Annotated in this window: 20 protein-coding genes; 9 read left to right on the top strand and 11 right to left on the bottom strand. The window is 64.9% G+C overall.

Features of this window, described 5'->3' with window-relative positions:
* The first annotated feature begins 47 nt into the window (after window positions 1-47).
* The gene (locus tag B7R93_RS01185) at window positions 48-1,604 is read left to right on the top strand and encodes a S8 family serine peptidase (RefSeq protein ID WP_232797888.1); all 1,557 of its coding nucleotides are present in this window, start codon (window positions 48-50) and stop codon (window positions 1,602-1,604) included.
* Between the two features lie 325 nt (window positions 1,605-1,929).
* Here the strand turns inward: B7R93_RS01185 and B7R93_RS01190 are convergent, their stop codons facing one another.
* From B7R93_RS01190 to yidD, 6 genes are all read right to left on the bottom strand, one after another.
* Window positions 1,930-2,448, bottom strand: a complete 519-nt coding sequence (locus tag B7R93_RS01190) for an HhH-GDP family DNA glycosylase (RefSeq protein ID WP_103019017.1) — start codon at window positions 2,446-2,448, stop codon at window positions 1,930-1,932.
* 94 nt (window positions 2,449-2,542) lie between these two features.
* Window positions 2,543-3,568 carry a porphobilinogen synthase gene (gene hemB, locus B7R93_RS01195; protein ID WP_103019018.1) on the bottom strand — a complete coding sequence of 342 codons (1,026 nt, stop codon included), beginning with the start codon at window positions 3,566-3,568 and terminating at the stop codon, window positions 2,543-2,545.
* 118 nt (window positions 3,569-3,686) lie between these two features.
* Window positions 3,687-5,237 (bottom strand): cysteine--tRNA ligase, encoded by a 1,551-nt coding sequence (cysS, locus tag B7R93_RS01200; RefSeq protein WP_232797889.1) that lies wholly within the window; start codon window positions 5,235-5,237, stop codon window positions 3,687-3,689.
* Between the two features lie 166 nt (window positions 5,238-5,403).
* Window positions 5,404-5,760, bottom strand: coding sequence for a transcriptional regulator (locus B7R93_RS01205; protein WP_103019020.1), 357 nt, complete (start codon window positions 5,758-5,760; stop codon window positions 5,404-5,406).
* On the bottom strand, window positions 5,753-6,433 hold the full coding sequence (locus B7R93_RS01210) for a hypothetical protein (RefSeq protein ID WP_232797890.1): 681 nt from the start codon (window positions 6,431-6,433) through the stop codon (window positions 5,753-5,755). The genes B7R93_RS01205 and B7R93_RS01210 overlap by 8 nt, the downstream gene beginning before the upstream one ends.
* A 162-nt stretch (window positions 6,434-6,595) precedes the next feature.
* Window positions 6,596-6,913 (bottom strand): membrane protein insertion efficiency factor YidD, encoded by a 318-nt coding sequence (yidD, locus tag B7R93_RS01215; protein ID WP_103019021.1) that lies wholly within the window; start codon window positions 6,911-6,913, stop codon window positions 6,596-6,598.
* 100 nt (window positions 6,914-7,013) lie between these two features.
* Here yidD and hisI point away from each other — a divergent pair, with 100 nt between their 5' ends.
* Window positions 7,014-7,403, top strand: a complete 390-nt coding sequence (hisI, locus tag B7R93_RS01220; RefSeq protein ID WP_103019022.1) for a phosphoribosyl-AMP cyclohydrolase — start codon at window positions 7,014-7,016, stop codon at window positions 7,401-7,403.
* Between the two features lie 137 nt (window positions 7,404-7,540).
* Here hisI and B7R93_RS15625 read toward each other — a convergent pair whose 3' ends face one another.
* The 4 genes from B7R93_RS15625 to B7R93_RS01235 form a co-directional block, all read right to left on the bottom strand.
* Entirely contained in the window at window positions 7,541-7,729 is a 189-nt protein-coding gene (locus tag B7R93_RS15625; RefSeq protein WP_232797891.1) for a hypothetical protein, read from the bottom strand.
* Between the two features lie 152 nt (window positions 7,730-7,881).
* Window positions 7,882-8,031: a hypothetical protein gene (locus B7R93_RS15420; RefSeq protein WP_198598552.1), complete on the bottom strand. Its 150-nt coding sequence runs from the start codon at window positions 8,029-8,031 to the stop codon at window positions 7,882-7,884.
* Window positions 8,032-8,074: 43 nt separating this feature from the next.
* Entirely contained in the window at window positions 8,075-8,695 is a 621-nt protein-coding gene (locus tag B7R93_RS01230) for an SAM-dependent methyltransferase (RefSeq protein ID WP_103019023.1), read from the bottom strand.
* A gap of 61 nt (window positions 8,696-8,756) precedes the next feature.
* Entirely contained in the window at window positions 8,757-10,100 is a 1,344-nt protein-coding gene (locus B7R93_RS01235; RefSeq protein ID WP_103019024.1) for an APC family permease, read from the bottom strand.
* A gap of 269 nt (window positions 10,101-10,369) precedes the next feature.
* Between B7R93_RS01235 and B7R93_RS01240 the strand changes: the two genes are divergently transcribed.
* The gene (locus B7R93_RS01240) at window positions 10,370-10,864 is read left to right on the top strand and encodes a TspO/MBR family protein (protein WP_103019025.1); all 495 of its coding nucleotides are present in this window, start codon (window positions 10,370-10,372) and stop codon (window positions 10,862-10,864) included.
* A gap of 34 nt (window positions 10,865-10,898) precedes the next feature.
* On the opposite strand, the gene B7R93_RS01245 is transcribed toward B7R93_RS01240, so the two are convergent.
* Window positions 10,899-12,428 (bottom strand): SDR family oxidoreductase, encoded by a 1,530-nt coding sequence (locus B7R93_RS01245; RefSeq protein WP_103019026.1) that lies wholly within the window; start codon window positions 12,426-12,428, stop codon window positions 10,899-10,901.
* A 229-nt stretch (window positions 12,429-12,657) separates the two neighbouring features.
* Between B7R93_RS01245 and B7R93_RS01250 the strand changes: the two genes are divergently transcribed.
* The 6 genes from B7R93_RS01250 (at window position 12,658) to porW (ending at window position 20,709) form a co-directional block, all read left to right on the top strand.
* A complete protein-coding gene (locus tag B7R93_RS01250; RefSeq protein ID WP_103019027.1) occupies window positions 12,658-12,861 on the top strand; it encodes a hypothetical protein in 204 nt (67 codons plus the stop codon).
* A 299-nt stretch (window positions 12,862-13,160) separates the two neighbouring features.
* Window positions 13,161-13,586, top strand: a complete 426-nt coding sequence (locus tag B7R93_RS01255) for a hypothetical protein (protein ID WP_232797892.1) — start codon at window positions 13,161-13,163, stop codon at window positions 13,584-13,586.
* A 69-nt stretch (window positions 13,587-13,655) separates the two neighbouring features.
* Window positions 13,656-14,585 (top strand): DUF3108 domain-containing protein, encoded by a 930-nt coding sequence (locus B7R93_RS01260; protein WP_103019028.1) that lies wholly within the window; start codon window positions 13,656-13,658, stop codon window positions 14,583-14,585.
* A 393-nt stretch (window positions 14,586-14,978) separates the two neighbouring features.
* Window positions 14,979-16,157, top strand: coding sequence for a site-2 protease family protein (locus tag B7R93_RS01265; RefSeq protein WP_103019029.1), 1,179 nt, complete (start codon window positions 14,979-14,981; stop codon window positions 16,155-16,157).
* 148 nt (window positions 16,158-16,305) lie between these two features.
* Window positions 16,306-17,736, top strand: coding sequence for a pyruvate kinase (gene pyk / locus B7R93_RS01270; protein ID WP_103019030.1), 1,431 nt, complete (start codon window positions 16,306-16,308; stop codon window positions 17,734-17,736).
* Window positions 17,737-17,844: 108 nt separating this feature from the next.
* Window positions 17,845-20,709 carry a type IX secretion system periplasmic lipoprotein PorW/SprE gene (porW, locus tag B7R93_RS01275; RefSeq protein ID WP_103019031.1) on the top strand — a complete coding sequence of 955 codons (2,865 nt, stop codon included), beginning with the start codon at window positions 17,845-17,847 and terminating at the stop codon, window positions 20,707-20,709.
* Window positions 20,710-21,040: the final 331 nt, after the last annotated feature.

Here is a 21,040-nt window from a genome sequence, read left to right on the forward strand (position 1 = left end):
TCGACGTTTATCCTTCATGAACTCCCTCATAATAGACCAGAGAAACCATGTCTGACGCTGAGGAAAACCCAGAAATCGTCACCATTATCTCGACCAAATCCAAGGGCGGAGTCTCCCTATTCGACACCGAGGAGCCCATTACCGGAGGGAATGTCGACGAGTACAATTCGGATCCGGGGGTTACTGAGGAGGCCGAGCGTGAGCTCCGAGAGCTGGGGTTCCGCGTCCTCGACGTGAATCCAGCCACCATCTCGGTCGGGGGCTCGGCCGACCTGTGCCAAGACGTGTTTGGGGTGGCTCTGAAGGGCAAGACGAAAGAAGTGTTTGATGGCGCGGAGGCAGAGTACTTCGACGTGGAAGAGGACGAACAAGAAATGGCCGGAGCGCTGGGGGACTGGGCGGAAGGGGCCACACCAGTTGTCCCTCCTGAATTCCATGCCGAGAGCCCCATTTCTCCCATTGCGGAGCCTCACTCGGATGCGTACCACTACTTCACAGTCCCCGACGAGGTCGCCACGATCCTCCGGGCCACCCGTGTGCACCGCAACGCGATTACCGGTTCGAAGATAAAGGTGGCCATGCCGGACACGGGGTTTTACGAACACGAGTTTTACGAACGGCGTGGCTACCGCACGCGCTCGACAATCCTTGGCCCCGGTGCCAGAAACCCGTCCCAGGACAGCTATGGACACGGCACCGGAGAAGCGGCCAACATCTTCTCGGCCGCCCCTGATGCCCAGCTAATTCCGGTAAAAATGGGAAACGACGCGGTTGGAGCATTCAACAAGGCCCGGAATCAGAATCCAGACATCATCACCAACAGCTGGGGCTGGTCGGTGGACCAACCCGGCACGTCCTGGAGGGACATTCGCAACCGCAGTCGCTCCCTGTACAACACGCTGAAGGCGATGGAGGCTGCGATTGCCAACGCCGTGAACAACGGCATTGTCGTGTGCTTCTCCGCGGGGAATGGGCCGAACGGATACGGCTTCCCGGCCAGCCACCCCGATGTTATTGCCGTCGGGGGGGTACACGTGAGCTACCCCGACCTGGACCTCGAAGCTTCCAGCTACGCGGCCAGCTTCGACAGCAGCCTGTACTCCGGGCGGCAGGTCCCGGACCTCTGCGGAATGGTGGGCAATGACTCATCGTCTCTTCCTGCGCCGCTCCTGATGCTTCCCGTTCCGCCCGGAAGCCGGCTCGACACCTCGTCGACCGGGACCGGGGATGACAGCTGGGGCCTCTTCAGTGGGACATCGGCGGCGGCCCCACAGGTGGCGGGCGTTGTGGCCCTGATGTTGGAGAAGAACAGCTCTCTGAGCCCATCTGAGGTGAAGAAAAAGCTTGTCAACCAGGCCGCCAAGGACGTGACGAAGGGCCAGAGTGCAATGGGCGATTCGGCGGGTCCGGGGGACGACGCGGCGACCGGTGCGGGAATGGTGGACGCCAAATGGGCCTGGGTCGTGTCCATGGGCGACACGATGGCCCGCTTCTTCGAGGCCACGCCCGAGAAGCGGGAACAGTTGATCGAGGAAGACGCCGTCCCGGAGATTGACGGGGAGTTTGTAGAAGACATGATGCAGACGCTTCGTTCGCGGTCGTAACGGCCCACTTCGGGGGCGGGCTGCCGGCCGCTACTGCGCTTGGAGGGGCATGCTGGGCTTGAGAGCGACTCGCAGTGCGTGTGCACTGGCCAAGAGGGGATCCTGTATCGCACAGAGCGCCGATGAGAGCTGGTTGGCTGTCCCTGTGCTAGGGATCCCCTCCGGTGTGTCTGAGCGTGGTGGCCAGCATCTGCGTGCCCGTGCCCGTCGTACCCGGACGGGAGCCCGTTCCGAAACGGGGCGCTTGCCACGGGGACGGGGCCTGGGAGTAGGCGGCCCGCATCGTTTCCTGCAGATTGTGCGGACCGGTCTCCAGGCCGGAGCCCTACGCCGCGTTCGAGAAGTCGCGGTGCCCGAAGTAGTGGAGGACGTATTTGATCTTCGAGGCCTTGGCCGGGCCGAAGCCGGGCAGGTCCTGGAGGCGCTTTTCGATGGTGTCCAGGTCGGCGCCGTCGTTCCACATGTTCGCCGCGCGGCCGTCATACTCGTCCGCAATGTGGGCGGCCACAGTCTGGGTGTTCTCCGCCATCTTGTTGACGAAGCGGTGGACGGCGGGGGACTCGGCGAAGTGCTCCTGGAACGGCTCGAAGTCCATCGCGGCGATCTTTTCCATGTCGAGGTGCCCGAGGCGGTCCTTGAGGCGAAGCGGGCCGGTAAAGGCCGACTCGGCCCGGACGCGCTGGTCGTAGAGCAGGCCGAGGAGGGCGGCGTTCGGGTCGTCTCGGAGCCGGTCGTCGTCCTCGATCTCGCCGGTCAGGGTGCCCTCTTCCTTAAACCGGTCCATCATGCGGACGAGGCCGCCGGCGAGGTCGCTGTAGTCGATGTGGGTGATCTCAACTGCCATCTTGAAAGTGCGGATTTTTGTGGATGGGGGATGAGGGTGCAGGTTGAACGTACCTAGGGAGGCGACGAATTCGAAACGCATCCCCTGAAACTCGTCACTGCTCCAGCCAGCGGGCCGCGTCCTCTGCGAAGTAGGTAAGGATGACATCGGCCCCGGCGCGGCGGATGCCGGTGAGTGCCTCCAAGGCACAGGCCTTTTCGTCGAGCCAGCCATTCTGGGCGGCGGCCTTGATCATGGCGTACTCGCCGCTCACGTTGTAGGCAGCGACCGGCACATCGCTGTGCTGCTGGACGCGGTGGATGACGTCGAGGTAGGGAAGGGCCGGCTTGACCATCACCATGTCGGCCCCTTCGTCGAGGTCGAGCATGAGCTCGCGGACGGCCTCCTCGCCGTTTGCCGGGTCCATCTGGTAGGTGTCCTTGTTCTCGGGGATGTCCTTGGCCGGCGCGTTCGCCGCGTCTTCGGGGGCGGAGTCGAGCGCGTCGCGGAACGGGCCGTAGTAGTTCGACGAGTACTTGGCGGTGTAGGACAGGAGGGCAACATCGGTGTGCCCGGCGGAGTCGAGCGCGTCGCGGAGGGCGCCCACGCGCCCATCCATCATGTCGGACGGAGCAATGACGTCGGCCCCGGCCTCGGCGTGGAGCACCGCCATCTGACACATCACCTGAATGGTCGCGTCGTTGTCGATGATGCCGTCTCGCACGATCCCGTCGTGGCCGTCGCTGTTGTAGGGGTCGAGGGCGGTGTCGGTAATCACCATCAGCTCCGGCACGGCCTTCTTGAGGGCCCGAATGGCGTTCGGATAGAGATGATCGGGGTCGAGGGCGTGCCCGGCGTCCGGGGTCTTCAGGCCGTCGGGAATGGCGGGGAAGAGGGCAATGGCTGGAATCCCGAGGGCATCTAGTGTCTCCGCATGGTCGACGAGCCGGTCGACCGTGTGGCGGTACGTGTCCGGCATCGACGGGACTTCCTCTCGATTGTTCTCGCCGTCCATCACGAACTGCGGAGCAATCAAGTGGTCCGTCGACAGCCGTGTCTCCCGGGCCATGCGGCGGATGTTCGCGGTCCTGCGCAGTCGGCGGGGACGGGAGGAAATGTCGTAGTCAGACGAGACGGCCATGAGCGAATCAAGAGTAATGTGCAACGCAAGAACTACGAAGGGGGGCCGTGATGCGTGCCCCGTGATGCGTAACATCAGTGAACATTGCCTTCTTCACCCATCACGGGGCATCACTCATTCAGCCCACTTCTATCGTCCGCCGCCACTCGGTGCCGTCGGGGGTGTCCATCACCTCGATGCCTAGGGCCTCCAGCGTGTCGCGGATGGCGTCGGCGCGGGCGTACTCGCCCTCGGTGCGGGCGGCCTCTCGGTCCTCCAGAAGCGTGTTGATGGAGCTGGACAGGTGGCCGGCCGATAGGCCGTCCTGGGAGCCATCGTCGGTGGCCGGCTCTGCGTCGTGCTCGGACTCGACGATGCCGAGCAGGGCGTTCGTGCGGTCGAGCCAGTTGCGGGCGCTCCGGGCCGCGTCCCCACTAAGGCGGTCCGTCTGTTCGATGGCCTTCACACCCTCCAGGGCGGCGGCCGTGGCGGCGGGGGTGTTGAGGTCGTCGCACATGGCCTCCAGGGTCCGCTCGTGAATGGCCCCGAGACGGTCGCCCAGGTGGTCGGGGCCGGCGGCGTCGGCCTCCAACGCCTCTTCGACCCGTTCGGCCGCGTCCTGATACCGGCGGACGTGGCGGGCGGCGGTGTGGAGGGCATCGAGCGTGAAGTTGAACGGCTTCCGGTACTGGCCCTGCATCAGGGTGTAGCGGAGGGCAAGCGGATCGATGCCCCCCTGTTCCCGAACCGAGTCCGGCACGTGCTTGTCATTCGGGCCCGGCGCGATGAGGTCACGGACGGTGTAGAAGTTGCCCGTCGACTTCGACATCTTCTCGCCCTCCACCTGCAAGAAGCGGGTGTGTACCCAGTAGTTGACGACGGGGTGCCCGGCGAGGGACTGATTCTGCGCGATCTCACACTCGTGGTGGGGAAAAATCAAGTCTTCCCCCCCAGTGTGGAGGTCAAATCGGTCGCCGAGGTACTGCATGCCCATCACCGAGCACTCGATGTGCCATCCGGGGTAGCCCCAGCCCCAGGGGCTGTGCCAGTGCATAAGGTGATCGGGGTCGTGCTTCCAGAGCGCGAAGTCGCGCGGATCGTGCTTCTCGGGGTCCTCCACCACGTCGCGGTCCGTGGCCTCCAGCTGTTGCGCCTCCGTGTTGCCGCTGAGGTGGCCGTAGTCGTCGACGCTCTCGACGGAGAAATAGACGCCCTGCTCCGTCGTATAGGCGTGGCCCGTCTCGACGAGCTCAATGACAGCCTCCAGTTGGTCCGTGACGTGCTCCGTAGCACGGGGCCGCACCTCCGGCTCGCGCAGGTTGAGGGCCCCCCAGTCCTCCAGGAACGCCTCCGTGTAGTGGCGGGCGAGGTCGTAGATGTTGGCGAACCGCTCCCCCTCCCGCTCCAGGGCCCGTTGCATCTTGTCCTCGCCCCCCGGGTCCACGAGGTCGTCCTGCGTGAGGTGCCCCACGTCCGTGATGTTGCTCACGTTGGTCACGTCCCACCCGATCGCCTCGGCCGTGCGCCGGATGAGGTCGGCCGTGAGAAACGACCGGAAGTTGCCGATGTGGGCGTACATGTACACCGTCGGCCCACAGCTGTAGAAGCGGAGGTGCTCCTCCTCGATCGGCTCGACCGGCTCGGTCTCGTGCGTCAGCGTGTTGTAAAGGCGGAATGTGGGCGATGGCATGTGCGGGTGGACGGGCGGCGGGATGAGAAGAGGTTGTGACTGAAGGACCCGCTCGGCTGTACCTCGTGCCCCGTGGATTGTGCCATGACTTCCACGTGGACCGAAGAAGAGACGAGTGGAAAATCGTGAGGCTGGGAAGGGAATGGGCGGGACAGAGTCATTGCAATTATCCCGTCGACTCCACGTCGTCGGCGTCCCACCGATCGGCCTCGTCGCGGAGGGCCTGTAGGTCGTCCCAGTAGCGGGCGATCGTGCGACGGCCGTTCTCGCTCAGCGACACGGTTGTCACGGGCGTCTTGTCCTCAAATGACTTGTCCACGTCCACCAGGCTCGCCTCTTCGAGCCGCGACAGGTGGCTCGAGAGGTTGCCCCGCGTGAGGCCCGTCAGGCGCTGTAGGAATGTGAAGTCGGCCTGTCCGCACGACGAGAGGGCCGTGAGGATTGACAGCCGCGCGGGCTCGTGGATCAGCTTATCCAGTTCGGCGAGATGCTCAAAAGGCACGTCGGAGTCCGAATCACTCATCGGCGCTCACCTCCCTCGTGTCGTGTATCGGGCCGAGGGTGCTGACGAGGAGGCGATGATTGTAAAGACCAACGCCGAGGAGGACGGCTCCCAGGAGCCCGTAGTTCACGGCCTGCACCAGGACCATGTTGGTCGTGATCAGAGGGAGAAGGGGGGCTAGGAAGAGAAGAGCGCCCGTCGTCGCGTACGTCCAGCGAAGATGAGGAAGTGGTGCCGGCAGGCTCGCAACAATCAGCAACCACCCTGGGAAGAACACGAGGAAATGGTTGTCGCCGAGGGGAGTGTGCTGCGGAATGTAAAACGTAATGAGTGCAATCCAGCAGAAGGCCCCTGTCAAGAGGGGGACGAAGGTCCATGCCGAGAATACATTCGGGGTTCCGAGGGGACTCCCGGGTCCCTCTCGGTTTCGGACCCGCCCGTATGTGCTCTCGTAGCGTCGGTGCATGTACCACACCCACGGAGACGTGAGAACGAGGAGGGCAAACGCCCCGAGGGGCGCCCCATAAATCAGCATCTGGGGACGCACGAGCAGACCCCCGAGCACGCCGAGAAGAAGCAATCCCCCTGCAGGCGCGTAGCAGAGCCCCTTCAGTTGATGATAGTATTGAGTGAAGAACCAGACCTGGTCTGGAGAGCGAGGCGGGTCCGACGCGCGTGCTTCCGCAGAAGACATCGGACGAAGAGAGACCTGTTGAAGAAGACGACTTGTTTGCGCTACAAACATCCGTCGAAGACAAATTCGCTCGGGTGGGTCGATGTTCCAGGCAAACCTGTTTGTGCCACAAACCCAACACGTCTACCCGAGGGAGTCGACCCGACAGGAGGGCAAGCAGCTTCATCGCCGTTCTTCTGTGGCCTGCGGTCGATAGTCCGAGGCCGGATGCTCTTCTCCAAAATGCTCTTCTCCAAACCACCGGGGCGGGTCGTAGCCGTGCCCGCCCCACGGGTGGCATCGAAGCAGCCGATGAATGGTGAGCACCAAGCCCTTGAGCACGCCGTATTCCCGAAACGCCTGGATCGCGTAGGTGGAGCAGGTGGGATGGAACCGGCACGTGCGGCCTAGGTGGGGAGACAGCAGGAGCTGGTACGCCTGCACCAGTCCGATGAGGAGAAGACGCGGGACCCGAAGTAGAAACGAGAGAACGCGGTGCATCGGGAGGGCGAACAGTGATTGACAGGGTCTACAGAACAGCACGCATGGAGAAGAAGTTCGACGGTGCAGCTTGCCCTATTCTTCCTAAGATCAACGCCCCATGCCCAGTCCGAATGCTCTCCTTGACGCCGTCGCGTTCGACGACGACGGCCTCGTCCCCGCCATCGCCCAGGATGCCGAGACCGACCAGGTGCTCATGATGGCGTACATGACGGCCGACACGCTGCAGGAGACCCTAGATACAGGCCGGATGGTCTACTGGAGCCGCTCGCGACAAGAGCGATGGGTGAAGGGACAGACGAGTGGCCACGCCCAGGACGTAGAGGAGGTTCGGCTCGACTGCGACGGCGACACGCTGCTCTTCAAGGTACAGCAGGATGGCGGGGCGTGCCACACCGGCTTCCGGTCGTGCTTTCACCGCCGGGGTGACGGCGACGGCTGGACGGTCGATGGTGAGAAGGTATTCGACCCGGACGCGGTGTACGAGTAGGACTACGACGTCGATGTCGGCGTGGGGGACGACTGGGAGGGAGGCGTAACATGTGCCTGGGAAGACCACCAGGGCCACAGGCCACACCAGGACGGGAAACATGGCGGGCGAAAGGTACAAGTTGCCGGTGGCGCTCATCAGCCCCGCGGCCACCCGCAAACACGCCGGGTCCCGTCGTGCGGGGCCATAGGACCAGAAAGCCATAGGACCAGAAAAGTGAGGGGCAGCCCGAGCGTCGCCCCGAGCCCGACGAAGGCAAAGTCGATGATGTCGAAGATCGTCCTGGGCCGCGAGTAGGCCAGGGCGACCCCGAGCAGGGCCATCATGCTCACAGTGGCCGGGTGCCCACACCGCGGCCGGCGAGCATGTAATCTGCGAGCCGTTGGGTCTCGCTTCGGAGAAAGAAATAGCCCCCGATGCCCACGAGGACGAAGAGATGCAGCCCGACTGTCGGTGAGAGGCCGATCGACATGGGCGACTACGACGCGGACGGGCGACGGCCGAAAACTGTCCCGTGCTCGCTGGCTCGGTCCGTATCCACGCGGTACAGAGCGTAGGCAGGAAGAGAGAGGGCCCCCACGACCGCAAGGGCCGTGGCCGTGCCGAACGGAAGGCCGAGCAGGGTCATGCGACGATCAATCCCTGGGTGTGCAAGCAAGAGCGAACAGGGGCTACCGGTCCTGCAGGTCCTCAGGAATCTCTTCCGGAATGGTCCAGCGGTACACGGTATCGCCCTTCAGGTCCACCGTCCGGTCCGGCGACCATTGGCCCATGTCAAAGTCATGAGACACCACCGGCGTGCCGGGGGACAGCTGCTCGAACAAGATGGGACGGAGCTTCTGGTTGACCGACGGCAGCAGATACAAGGTCACCACCGTCGCGTCGCTGATGTTGGATGCAAACAGGTCGCCCTGCCGGAACTCAACGAGATCCGACACACCAGCCTTCTGGGCATTCTTGCGGGCTTCTTCGACGCGGGCGGGGTCGATCTCAATGCCGACGCCGCGCGCCCCGTACGTGCGGGCCGCGCGGATGACGATGCGTCCGTCCCCGCTCCCGAGGTCGTACACGATGTCCGTCTCGTCTACGTTGGCCAGCTCCAACATGCGGTCGACGACGGGCTCTGGGGTCGGCACGTAGGGCACGTCCGACTCTTGTTCGGGCGGCGTCAGTTCCGGCAGTGTCGTGCTCTCGGTGGTGTCCTCCTGCTGGGCGTGTCCGGACCGTGGCCCACTGGCCAGCAGAAGGCCGAGTGCGAGTAGGAGAGGCGGAAGCGACCGGAGAAGGGGCATGGGGGGGTGTTGATCAGGGAGAGACGATCCGGCGTTGAGACGAGTCGGCATTGAGAAAGCGTCAGGGGGAGGCGTCTAAGGAGTGAGATTCCCGTAGGGTCAGCAGCGGAACGCCGGCCAGCAGCACCCCGATGCCCAGCAGGGCACCGGTGCCGGCGTAGACCACACTGGACCAGAGCATGTACACGCAGGCTGCACAGAAGAGAAGTGGGGTCACGGGATACAAGGGAACCTGGAAGGGACGAGATACCTCGGGCTCGGTCCGGCGCAGAACGAAGAGGGCCGCGCCGGCCAGCCCGAAAAACAGCCAGAACACGGGGGCGGTGTAATCCACCATCGCCTCGAAGCCCTGCCGGGTGGCGGCGCCCACGCCCACCAGCATGAGCGCGATGCCGCCCTGGGCGAGGAGGGCCGTGGCGGGGGTCTCGGCGTCCTCGTCCCAGTGGCCTAAGAAGCGGAAGAGGCGAAAGTCCCGCCCGAGCGCGAAGCTGGTCCGCGCCCCAGTGAAGATGGTCGCGTTCGTGGAGCTAAGGGCGGCCGCCACGACCAGCAGGCTGATGAGCTGGGCCCCTGGGGTCCCGAAGGCGGCCCGCATCAGGTCGGCCGCGACGACCTGCGAGTCGGCCATGCCGGCGAGCCCGAGTCCCTGGAGGTAGGCCCAGTTCACGAGCAGGTAGAGCCCGGCAATGAGGCCGAGGCTTGCAAACAGCCCCCGCGTCATGTTGTGGCGAAGGTTGCGGACCTCGGCCGAGAGGTAGGCCGCCTCGTTCCACCCCCCGTAGGTCAAAAGCACGAAGACCATGGCCATCCCGAAGCTGCCAGTTCCGCCCCCCGACGCTCCCGGGCCTGCGGAGGACACGGCCGACGCCGGAACGAGGAAAAGGCCTGCCCCGATGATGACGAGCAGGCCAATGATCGTGGCGACGGTGAGGCCCCGCTGCACGTGTTTACCCTGCCGCACGCCTCTCACGTTGAGCAGCGTAAGGCCGACGACGGCCAGGGCAGCGTAGATGGAGGGCGAGTATGCGCCCAGGGACCACAGTTCGGTGGCGTAGTCGCCGAACACGAAGGCCAGCAGGGCGATGGAGCCGGTCTGAATCACCACCAGACGGGCCCACGCAAACAGAAATGACAGCCAGTCCCCGAAGGCCCGCTGAAAGTAAAAATAGTCGCCGCCGGCGTGGGGGTAGGCCGTGGTCAGTTCGGCGTAACAGAGAGCCCCTACGATCGACACGCCGCCCCCCAGCACCCAGGCAAGCAGCATGATCCAGCCACTGCCGGTATTTCCAGCCACGAGGGCAGGGGTCTCAAAGACACTGGCCCCGATCACGACCCCGACCGTGAGGGCGACGACATCAACGGTTGAAAGGCTGGACGCCAGTTGCGTTTGGGGAGAGTCGTCCATGCGGGAATCTCGATCGGGAACCGAGAAAGCCGGTGCGCCTCGGGAGACCACCGTCGGGTCATCGACGCAGGTCGGTGGAAAACGGGCGCCCACCCAGGCCAGAGGAGTGTCGAAGCAAAATCTGCGACCCCTACGGATGCAGTCGAGGGACGTTCGCTGTGCGACGGCTACCCCACCGGGCGTCCGGGAATGGAGGGCCGGCCGTGAAAAAGTTCGCCGGAGGCTCTATCTTGTGTGCCAGTTGTCTTTCGCGCCAGTGGAGTCGAGCAATGTTCAACGATCGGCACCAAGTACTTGCGCTGCTCGGACAGGCCCTCGGAGCGATTCTGTTCTGTGAGGGCGTGGGGCTTTTGGCCGCCTGGATCACCCAGACCTCCGTCACCACCTGGTACCCAACCCTCGCCAAACCGAGCTTTACCCCGCCCAACTGGGTGTTCGCCCCGGCCTGGACCACCCTGTATGCCCTCATGGGGGTCGCCGCGTTCCTGGTGTGGCGCTGCGGCCCGGATCGACGCCCGGTTCAGACGGCCCTCACGGCGTTTGGCCTTCAACTTGCCGCCAATGCCGGGTGGTCGTTTGCGTTCTTCGGCGCCCGGTCGCCCACCCTTGGACTCGTCGTCATTTTCGGGCTGTGGGGACTTCTGGCCTGGACGATGGACCGCTTCTTCCGTGTGCGGCCCACCGCCGGATGGTTGCTCGTGCCGTATCTTGCGTGGGTGACGTACGCCCTCGCGCTCAACGCGGCGATCTGGGGGATGAACTGATAAGGAATGAACTGGCGAGGCGCGGCCACGACGCCTACGCGGAGGTGGGCACGCTCGTTGCCGTCGAGGCCTCGAAGGAACCGTCCTCGTCGTCGGCGCGGTCCTCGGCCCAGTCGGCGAGGGCACGAAGCTGGCCCGCAAACAGAGGGCGGTGCACCCACCGGGCGAGCGACCAGTACAGCGTCCCGGTCAGTCCCTTGGGTTCGAAGAAGATCGTCTGCGTGATGCGACTGCGGCCGTCATCTTCGGTGTGGGGAGAGACCTTGAACTGGAGCCAGGCGCGCCCCGGGAGCCGTGTCTCCGCCCGCAGGCGCAGCAGCTGATTCTCCTCGCGGGCCTCCACGCGCCAAAAGTCGACCGTGTCGCCGACGCGAAGGGTGTCCGGGTCCCGCCGTCCGTAGCGAAACCCGACGCCGCCGACCAGTTGGTCGATCCACCCGCGCAGGCGCCACAGGGCGTCCCCGTAGAGCCAGCCCGTGTCGCCTCCCAGCTGTTCGAGGGTATCGAAGACGAGGGCGGGCCGAGCGTCCACGTCCACGGCGCGCTCCTCCCGGTACAGGCCCTCGCTGATCTCCAGCTGCGTCGAGGGGGCCTCGTTGGGCACCGAGGAGACGGCGCTGTTCCAGACGGTCGGGATGGTTCCCGTTTCCGCCCGCCGCAGGGCAAGCCGCAACGCCGCCTCGAACGAGATGGGCTCGATGTCCGGGAAGAGGGAGTGCGCCTTCTCGGGGTCCTCAACGACCACTTCGTTGTCGAGTCCCTCGATGAGTGGACGAGCGATGCTGTTCGAGACGGGGGTGACGAACCCGATCCAGTGCGACGAGAGCCGAGGGGTGAGAAACGGCACGTTCACCACCCACCGGGTGAGCCCTCGGACGGCGGCGTAGATCTCGAACATCTCGGCGTAGGTAAAGACGTCGGACCCCCCAATCTCGACGATTTCTCCGGCACTGTCCGGCTGCTGGAGCGCCGAGACCAGGTACTGGAGGACGTTCCGGATGGCGATCGGCTGCGTTGGGGTGTAGACCCACCGGGGGCAGATCATGAGGGGCACCCGTTCGGTCAGGTACCGGACCAGCTCGAACGACAGGCTTCCGGATCCGACAATCTGGGCGGCCCGAAATTCCGTAACGGGCACGGATCCGTCCCGCAGCACCTTGCCCGTTTCGATGCGACTCTGGAGGTGTTTGGACTGCCGCTCTCCCTTCGGCCGCATGCCGCCCAGGTAGACGATCCGCTGCACGCCGGCCCCTTCGGCGGCGCGCCGGACGTTGGTGGCGGCGCGCCGGTCCCGGTCCTCAAATGCGTCCTCCCCGGCCCCGAGGGAGTGGATGAGGTAATAGACGGCATCCACGTCCTGCATGGCGGGCGGCACCGTGTCGCCCTCCAGGGCATCGCCCACCGCCACCTCGACGTCGTCGCTCCAGGGCTGCGCTTTGAGGCGCTTGGCACTTCGCACGAAGCACCGGACCGAATATCCTTCGCGGAGCAGACAGGGAACGAGGCGGCCGCCCACGTAGCCGGTGGCGCCAGTGACCAATATGGTTGAGGAGGAAGGAGACATAGAAGAAGGGAAATGTGGTGTCCACCGAACGGTAGCTCGTACGGACCCGGAAAGAAATAGATTGCGAGCTCGCGAGAGGTCGTGGCAACGAGCTGCCCATTACGAAAACGTTTCACCCTGAGGGGGAAACCAGAGATCCCCTCCGGACTTCCATGTGGGTGAACCTCAAAAACGTACGAGTGTTGGGGTTAATCGCTTATCACATCCCGAAACAAAATCACATTCAGCTATGGCTGAAGTAGATGACACCAAAACGTGGCCGGAACTTGCCATCGGTCTATACGACAAGCTCACCGGCCGCGGCGCCGAAATTACCTACGAGTTTGATGACTTCGACCTCCATGTGCCCAGCAAGGTCGGGGACGATGCCCGACATGCACACTGGAATATGGACGGGACCCTAAAGATTCGGACGAAAGACAACGAATCGTAAATCAGTCCTTCAGCGTATGTCTTCTCTCAGGTCGGTGCGGCGGGGGGCTACGCCTCTGTTGCTGCCATGAGCCCCCGCCAGCGCCGGCTTCACGTGCCCAGGCCACCGCGCTCCGAATTCCGTTCTGGGCGGTTCGAGGTGCCCTGACTCCACGAGTGCACTGAGCCCCTGAACGGGCACTGAGCCCACGGTGCCGTGTGCACAAGGCGTCTCCTATCTTCTTCACCTCCGGCCCGTCCCTCGTCTGGCAATCGATCTGGCCCATCCGGACCAGGGGCCGCCCAATCTCCGTGTCCGATATGGCACTTCCCCTCGAAGTTCTCGCCGATCTCCAGCTTGCCGTCGATGGAGAAGACATCGACATTCGGGGCACGGGCGACCGGATTGTCGTTGATCTCCCAAGCCTCCGAGCCGGGCGTCGTCTCCTGGCCTCGGGGCCGTTCGCCTCTGGGCAGCGGGCCCGAACGACCGGTCGCGTCCACGAGGCCCTTCACATCTCGGGGCTGACCGTGGAAGTGCGACTTCGGGGCGATCCGGTGGCCCGCCTCGGCGCCGACGCACAGCCGGGGGCCGTGGGACGCTTCCTGAACCTGGACGGCGTTGAGCTGCAGCCCGTACGCCCACTGCGGGCGGCCCTCCGACGCCGGCCCGTGCTCGCGGCCGTGGTGATAGGGGGGCTGCTCGTCGGACTGGGATGGTGGTTCTTCCGGCGGAGAGAACCGTAACGGCCCCCGGACGGCCTCGACAAACACAACTGAATCCGTGTTGATCGTCGACCCGCCTGCCCCCAGCCCATGCCGTGCCGTCTCTCTGTAGTCGCTGCGATGGGCCTGGCCCTCTCGGCTGGTCTTCTCGCCGGGTGCACTCGCTCGTCCACCTCCTCCGAGACCGAGTCGCTCCCGATCACGGACGCCGCGTACCTCACGGGAGAGGTCTGGAACGATGGCCAGGCGGAGGTTGCGTTCTACCGAGTCGAGCGCACCCAGGATCAGTACGGTCGCGCACACCAGCAGCAGTTCGTGGTGGGGACGTACCTCGTTAAGCACCGGTTCAGCCCGGCCGAGATGACGAAGATGACGGACGGCACAGGGGTGTCGTCGTTCAAGTACGCCCTGTTCTACGAGCTCAAGAGCGGATCGTATCAGTACAAGCGCAACTGGGTCGTCAATGCACGGCAGGAAGACCTTCGGCCCTTCAAGCAGTCGTTCACGAGCTTCGACTGGTGCTCGAACCAGTACCGCGAGCTGGCCTTTCCGCCCGACGGGCCCGTGGAGGTACGCACACGGAGTGACGATTACGGCAACCGTCGTTCCTCCTTTGCCCGACGCCCGAATGCGTATCCGTCCGCCCAGCTTCCCTTATTAATTCGGGGGCTCGACTTCGAGACCACCGACACGCGGTCTTTTTCTGTGCCCGTTGCGGACAGCAGTGAACACGTGTCGGTCCGGGCAGTCCGGACCGGGAGCGAGACCGTGGAGACCGAGGCGGGCACCTACGATGCCGACCGCATCGTCGTCCGCTATGAGGCCCCGGTGCCGTCTCCGATCGGGGAGGAGAGCGACACGACCGAGATCTACTGGCGCGGCACGGGGCCGGAGCGTCGCCTCATCCGCATGGAGGCGGGGGACGGGCGATACAGGATGGCACTCGTCGAGCACCTTCGCACCCCGTACTGGAAAGAAAACCTGTGGCCCCAACTGGACCGCATCGAAGAACGTCCCTGAGCAGATGGCTTTGCCCCCGAGGTCTGCGTTGAAGGCCGGGACGAATCGCAAGAGCGAGAATTGACGGGTTGGCAGTTCCTCCCTGAGCGAGTGTCGCAGCGGTGTGCCGGGGGGACAGCGCAGAATGTGTTCGTCGGCGTGCTCCCGGTCGAGCAAGGAGGCGTGTACAGCCCGAAGCCACCGCTCGGAGTGTCCCATCCCACCCTCTTCGCTCGTGGGAGTTGGAGAATCTGCCTCGCCCTTCCATCCGGCTCGGTACAACGATTTCCACGCGTTGGGCGTCCCGTTGAGGGCTGCGCGACACTACACCTGCGCGGACGGGGCCAACGGAACCAGGGGCCGACGCGGGGCCGTTCGTGCGATCCGAGTTCCGAGAGCAACTGATCCAGCCGCATGAAGCGATCACTCCGCGTCGGGTCCGTGGCGGGGATAGGGATTTTCCTGCACTGGACTTTTCTGCTGCTTTTTGCCGCCGTCGGTGCCTACTACTACGTTCAGGGACAGAGCCTGGGCGCGGTCCTCTGGGGGGTGGGGCTCACCCTTGGTGTGTTTGCGTGCGTGGTTCTCCACGAGCTGGGGCACGCGTTGACCGCTCGCCGCTTCGGGATTCCTACGCGAAGCATCACTCTCTATCCGGTTGGCGGACTGGCGCGGCTGGAGCGCATTCCGTCCGAGCCGATGAAAGAGTTTTGGATTGCCGTCGGGGGGCCAGCCGTGAACGTCGCGATTGCCATCGGGCTCGCGGTTCCGCTGCTGGTGACCGGGGGCACCATGGCCCCGACGGCGGTGGGGGCTCCGAGCAGCTCTCCCCTAGCGTCCCTGATGTGGGTCAACGCCGTCCTGGCAATCTTCAACATGCTCCCTGCCTTCCCGATGGATGGGGGGCGCGTGTTGCGGGCGCTCCTCGCGCTCCGCTGGAATTACCCCCGGGCCACCCGGACGGCCGCAGCTGTGGGGAAGGGCATGGCGGTCCTCTTTGGGCTGGTTGGGGGTACGACATGGAATCCTGTTCTGCTGTTTGTCGCCCTGTTCGTGTACGTCGGGGCCCAGCACGAGTCGAAGCAGGCCCTCCACCGCGTCTTCACCGAAGACACGCCGGTCCGGGAAGCGATGGTGACGCAATTCGCGACCCTGACCGTTGACCACACCCTCGACGATGCGGTGGACGCCCTCCTGGCGGGCACCGACCACGCCTTTCCGGTACTGAAGGAGGAGGCCGTCGTGGGCCTGCTGGGCCGCGAGCAGCTCCTCCAGGCCCTGTCCGAGCACAGCCGCGACACCCCGGCCGGAGAGGTGGCTGACAGAGGCTGCTTCACCACGGCCCCGAGCGCCCCGCTCGACGAGGCATTCAGGCAGATGAAGGCGCGGGGCTGCTCGACTGTGCCCGTCGTGGAAGACGAACAGCTCGTCGGTCTGCTGACCCTTGAGACCGTCAGAGAGCTTCTCCTGGTATCGAATGCCCTGAAGACACGGCCCCACTTGCAGGTGTCGCCCGACCGGCCCTCCGACGTCCCGCTGCGGGAGCGCCCGAATGGAGCGGCGTCCTCGCCCGGCACGTCCCCCGTCCCGTGAAGACTTCCGGGGAAATGGGGCGGCTCCGGCGCTCGCCGTGCATTTCCGTGTGGCCTCTTCTAAACTTGAAGCCAATTATATCTCGAAGTCACCGTCGAGGGACCTGAAGCCCTCATTGCACGAGCTGTTTCCCAATCCTCTTCGAAGCATGGACCGCCGAACAAAAATCGTATGCACGCTGGGACCGGCAACCACGGACCCGGACACCCTTCGCCGCCTGGTGGCGGCAGGGATGGACGTTGCCCGCATGAACTTCTCACACGGCACCCACGAAGAGCATCGGCAGCGCGTGGAGACGGTCCGGGAGGTGGCCGAGGCGGAAGGGACGGGAATAACGGTGTTGCAGGACCTGCAGGGGCCCAAAATTCGGGTCGGGCCGGTACAAAACGAGTCGGCAATGCTGGTGGAGGGCGATGAGGTGGTGGTGTCCACCGACACGCCGCGGGAGAGCACGAGCGATCACATCTTCATCGACTACGACGCCCTTGCCCGAGACGCGCGGGAAGACGAGCGCATCCTAATCGACGACGGCCTGCTTGAACTGCGAGTCCTCGAGACCGGAGCCTCGCAGCTTCGGGCGACGGTTGTGGAGGGCGGCCCGTTGCGATCCCGGAAGGGCGTCAACCTGCCCGACCTGCAGGCTGCCACCCCCCCGATGACGGAGAAAGACCTGAAAGACCTTGAGCTTGGCCTCGAACTGGAGGTCGACGTCGTGGCCCTGTCGTTCGTGCAGGAGCGCTCCGACGTGGAGGCCCTGGTTCACCGCATCGAGGAGACCGGGAAGAACACCAGCGTCATTGCCAAGATCGAGAAGCCCCAGGCCGTCCGCAACATCGACGAGATCCTGGAAATCGTGGACGGCATCATGGTGGCGCGCGGCGACCTGGGCATTGAGATGCCGATGGAGGAGGTGCCCGGCACGCAAAAGCGCCTTATCCGCAAGAGCATGGAGGCGGCCAAGCCTGTCATTACGGCCACCCAGATGCTCGAGAGCATGGTGGAGGATCCGCGCCCGACCCGCGCCGAGGCGAGCGATGTGGCCAACGCGGTGCTCGACGGCAGCGACGCGGTGATGCTCTCCGCGGAGACGGCAGTGGGCGAGCACCCGGTTCGGGTCGTGGAGGCGATGCACCAGATCATTCGCCAGGCCGAGTCCTACTGGCAGGAGCAGCACCAGGCCCTCACCATGATTCCCGATCACTTTGAGCAGGGAGCGAGCGTGACGGACAGCGTCAGTTTTACGGCGTGTCGTCTTGCTGAGCAGGTGGGGGCGGAGGCCATCTGTTGCCTGACCAACTCGGGCTCGACCGCCCGATCCATCGCCCGACACCGGCCCAGCATGCCCATTTATGCCTTCACCGACAACAAGCGGGTGGTTGCCCAGCTTGGAAGCCTCTGGGGCACCGAGGCCTTTTACATTCCCTTTCAGCAAGACACCGATCAGGGCATTGCGCGCGTCCACAGCGTTCTTCATGAGTACGACCTGGTGAAGCCGGGCGGCAAGGTGGTGTTGACCGTGGGGATGCCGCTGCCGGCCCGCGGGCGCACCAATACCATCCACGTCAATTCTGTACAGTAGAGAGCGTCCGGTGCGCTGAGCCGTCGCAAGAGGATCTCATAGCGCCCCGCTTCCATTGTAGGATCGGCACAGACTCTTCCTCCTTTCCGACGCGACTGACGTGTCGACATGGGTCGCTTCTCTCTTCCGGGGCGGGCACCAGTCCGTATGGTGTGCGGCCTTGCTCTTCTTCTCGTCGGTACCGGACTGATGATGAGCTGCGGGCGAGGCTCATTTGTCGGGCGCCAGTACGACGACCTTACGGCCTACTACAATGCCTTTTACAACGCCAACCAAGCCTTTGAGAACGGGCTCGAATCGGTGAATGAGTCCGAGGAAGACATTGATCGGGCCCATTACCTCTCCGTATTCCCGGCGCCACAGGGCGACGCCGGCCAGTCGTCTTTCGAGAACGCAATTCAGAAGAGCGCGGACGTTCTGCGAGAGCATCCCAACTCGGAGTGGGTCGACGACGCGCTGCTCCTGATCGGGCGGGCTCGATATCACCAACAGAACTACGTGGGGGCCGCCCAGAAATTTCGGGAGGTGACCGCCCTCGATGCCGAGCGGGAAGGCGAGGCCCGCTTCCGACTCACGCAGACACTGGTGGCGGCCGACCGGTACTCGGAGGCCGCTGAGGCCCTTCGGGCGGGACTGGACCGGGCGCAAGACCACGGCAGCTGGACGGCCCGAATGCGAGTGGTGCGGGGGGAGCTCTTCGTACGGCAGGAACGATGGACAGAGGCAGAGCAGGCCCTCGCCCGGGGACTGGAAGGAGACCTGCCTGGCGACACCGGGGCACGGGCGGCGTTTCTGCTGGGGCAGGTGCGCGAGACGCTCGAACGTCCCGAGAGGGCCCGGGCGGCCTACCGACAGGCACTGGAGTACGATCCTCCGTACCCCTTGGCGTTCGCCGCGGCGTTGGGAGAAATCGAAATGGAGGGGATGAGTGGCGCTCCCAAACAGGCCCTGAGGCGGCTCAGTGATTTGGAACGGGACGACAACACACGCGAGATGCGGGCGGACATCGCTCGGGCTCGCGCCCGCCTGATTCGGGTGCAGGGACGACCCGACCGGGCGAAACGGGTGCTGAGAGAGGCTTTGTGGGGAGATGAGGCGCCACGGGGAGCTGGAAAAGGGCAAATTCATTACGAGCTGGGGACGCTCTACCGAGATACGTACGAGGACTTCACTCGGGCCGCCGCCCATTTCGACACGGCGGCGACGACCCTCTCCTCCGGGCGGGGCCGGAGCACGGGCGAGGGAGAAGAGGCCCAGGCGCTTCCGCGAGCGCCATCGGACGCGGCTGCCCAGGCGAATCGGTTTCGCCGACTGGCGGAGCGGTCCCAATCGGTGGCCCGGATGGATTCCCTCCTGCGCCTCGGCCGCATGGGGCCCGCCGAGTTTCAGTCCGTCGTGGAGGAGGTGCGCCAGCGCCGGTTGGAGGCGCAGGAGGCGCAGGCTCAGCGCACGCGCCAGCAACCGCAGTTCCGGGACGAGAGGCGCACCGGAGTGCAGGAAGCCCCTGCGCCGTCGTCCGAACAGTCCGCCGTGCAGACGCAAGGGACCGACGCTGGGTTTCTGTTTCACCGCGACCCCGCCCTTGTGCAGCAGGGACGCCGTCAGTTTGAGCAGACGTGGGGAGATCGCCCCCTCATGGACGACTGGCGTCGCGCGGAGGCCATCCGGGGACAACAGAATGCCCGCCCGAGTGCTGACCAGACCGAAGAGAACGTGGCTCCGGAATCGTCCGCGGACCCGTCCGTAGCGGCTGGGATCGTGGACGTTTCTGCCGTGCCGCGAGACTCGGCGAGTCGGGGCGAGATGGAAGACCGACGGGCTGTTGCGCGGTACGAGTTGGCCAACGCGCTTTTCCGGGCTGCGGGCCGTCCGGACTCGGCACAGACCTGGTTCCGTCGGGTGTTGAGGGAGACGCCAGAGCACTCGGTCGCCCCCCAAGCTCTCTACGGATTGGCCCAGGCGCATCAGGCCCAGGGCGATACGGCCGCCGGAAATGACGCGTACCGGCGCCTCATTGAAACGCATCCTGAGACGCCCACTGCGAGGCGCGCCCGAGAGCAGCTTGGATTGCGAGTAGCCGATGAGGGCCCCGAGCGGAGGACAAGCCCGGCGGACTCGGCGTACGGTCGGGCCTACGAGGCGTGGCGCGATGGAGCGTACAAGGTTGCCCTGAAGGCATTCTTGACGGCGGCCGATGCGCACCGTGAAACCCGTGTGGCGCCCCGCGCCCTGTTGGCCGCCGGAGTGGTGTACTACCGAACTGCCCAGCACGATTCCAGCGGTCACGGGCGGGTCCGGTTTGAACGCCACGTGGATTCCTTGGCGCGGGTCGCCGATCCCGATCCGTTGCGTGATACCACGGAGGCGTCTCGGAACCCGGCGGCCTCTCCACGCCAGCCGCCGGGTTCTGGTGCCCCTCCGTCGGCCCTCGACACAGCGGACGCGGACGGCCCCGAGGGGCCCCCGCGTCGACTGACTGACTCGACCGCCGCGACGCGTCGGCGACTCTCGGGCTCGCCATCGGACAGTGCTGTGACGTCGGCTCCTGCCCCCCCGGATGCGACTGGAGAAGAGACAAGAACGGAGTCGGTCCAGGCCGCGCTCCAGGCACAGGACGCACCGGTCGGTCCCCTTGCGACCCTCCTGGTCCACCTCACGGACCGCTATCCCGAAACGCCCGAGGGGAAACGGGCCCGCGCCCTTCTTGCCCAGCTGCGAGAGCAGCGCGCTGTTCAGAGAGACAGCACGAAGGGGGCGTCCGGGAGGGAGACATCGCCCCCCCGCAGACGGAGCAACGATGCGCAGACCGTCGTCCCGAAGGTGGACAGCCTGGCGAGGGACAATCGCTCTCGGCCCCGGAATCGGGACGCAGATTCTCTCGCACGTCCGCGGCGAGGGGCCACCGACACGACCCGATCCGAGCGGGAGGGGACTCCTTCCTTCCAGCGACGCGATCCATCCGTACCGCTGTAGGGAAGAGATGGAAGTTCGTCTGAATCCGACGAAGTGTCGCCGATCAGGGAAACCCTGGTAAATATGTGCCTGTAGATACCTCCTGCAAAGAAGAAAGAGTGCCCGGCGCGGCCAGACCATCGAGGCAAGCAGTACGTCTGCTTGCCTTTTTCTTAGCGCCGGGCTCACAGGAAAGACTGGTCAACCGATACAGAACATTGTATCGGTGTGCGGGGTGAGGCTGATGCCCTTGGCAGTGGCAACGGCCGGGAGAAACTGTTTTCATTTCTTCTTTGCTCCCCATTTGGGACCCTGGCCGGAGAGCGACCAGTATTCGGTGAGTGTATGTGCC

The sequence above is a fragment of the Salinibacter altiplanensis genome (assembly GCF_002894645.1).
Lineage (GTDB): Bacteria > Bacteroidota > Rhodothermia > Rhodothermales > Salinibacteraceae > Salinibacter > Salinibacter altiplanensis.

What these genes read in the sequence shown, in the direction of transcription:
- B7R93_RS01245 (WP_103019026.1), bottom strand. Translation starts at nt 12,428, where the DNA reads ATGTCTCCTTCCTCCTCAACCATATTGGTCACTGGCGCCACCGGCTAC.
- B7R93_RS01190 (WP_103019017.1), bottom strand. Translation starts at nt 2,448, where the DNA reads ATGGCAGTTGAGATCACCCACATCGACTACAGCGACCTCGCCGGCGGC.
- B7R93_RS01230 (WP_103019023.1), bottom strand. Translation starts at nt 8,695, where the DNA reads ATGCCCCTTCTCCGGTCGCTTCCGCCTCTCCTACTCGCACTCGGCCTT.
- yidD (WP_103019021.1), bottom strand. Translation starts at nt 6,913, where the DNA reads ATGCACCGCGTTCTCTCGTTTCTACTTCGGGTCCCGCGTCTTCTCCTC.
- B7R93_RS15420 (WP_198598552.1), bottom strand. Translation starts at nt 8,031, where the DNA reads ATGACCCTGCTCGGCCTTCCGTTCGGCACGGCCACGGCCCTTGCGGTC.
- B7R93_RS01250 (WP_103019027.1), top strand. Translation starts at nt 12,658, where the DNA reads ATGGCTGAAGTAGATGACACCAAAACGTGGCCGGAACTTGCCATCGGT.
- B7R93_RS01265 (WP_103019029.1), top strand. Translation starts at nt 14,979, where the DNA reads ATGAAGCGATCACTCCGCGTCGGGTCCGTGGCGGGGATAGGGATTTTC.
- B7R93_RS01205 (WP_103019020.1), bottom strand. Translation starts at nt 5,760, where the DNA reads ATGAGTGATTCGGACTCCGACGTGCCTTTTGAGCATCTCGCCGAACTG.
- B7R93_RS01185 (WP_232797888.1), top strand. Translation starts at nt 48, where the DNA reads ATGTCTGACGCTGAGGAAAACCCAGAAATCGTCACCATTATCTCGACC.
- B7R93_RS01255 (WP_232797892.1), top strand. Translation starts at nt 13,161, where the DNA reads ATGGCACTTCCCCTCGAAGTTCTCGCCGATCTCCAGCTTGCCGTCGAT.
- pyk (WP_103019030.1), top strand. Translation starts at nt 16,306, where the DNA reads ATGGACCGCCGAACAAAAATCGTATGCACGCTGGGACCGGCAACCACG.
- B7R93_RS01240 (WP_103019025.1), top strand. Translation starts at nt 10,370, where the DNA reads ATGTTCAACGATCGGCACCAAGTACTTGCGCTGCTCGGACAGGCCCTC.
- hisI (WP_103019022.1), top strand. Translation starts at nt 7,014, where the DNA reads ATGCCCAGTCCGAATGCTCTCCTTGACGCCGTCGCGTTCGACGACGAC.
- B7R93_RS01260 (WP_103019028.1), top strand. Translation starts at nt 13,656, where the DNA reads ATGCCGTGCCGTCTCTCTGTAGTCGCTGCGATGGGCCTGGCCCTCTCG.
- B7R93_RS01235 (WP_103019024.1), bottom strand. Translation starts at nt 10,100, where the DNA reads ATGGACGACTCTCCCCAAACGCAACTGGCGTCCAGCCTTTCAACCGTT.
- cysS (WP_232797889.1), bottom strand. Translation starts at nt 5,237, where the DNA reads ATGCCATCGCCCACATTCCGCCTTTACAACACGCTGACGCACGAGACC.
- B7R93_RS01210 (WP_232797890.1), bottom strand. Translation starts at nt 6,433, where the DNA reads ATGTCTTCTGCGGAAGCACGCGCGTCGGACCCGCCTCGCTCTCCAGAC.
- B7R93_RS15625 (WP_232797891.1), bottom strand. Translation starts at nt 7,729, where the DNA reads ATGATGGCCCTGCTCGGGGTCGCCCTGGCCTACTCGCGGCCCAGGACG.
- hemB (WP_103019018.1), bottom strand. Translation starts at nt 3,568, where the DNA reads ATGGCCGTCTCGTCTGACTACGACATTTCCTCCCGTCCCCGCCGACTG.
- porW (WP_103019031.1), top strand. Translation starts at nt 17,845, where the DNA reads ATGGGTCGCTTCTCTCTTCCGGGGCGGGCACCAGTCCGTATGGTGTGC.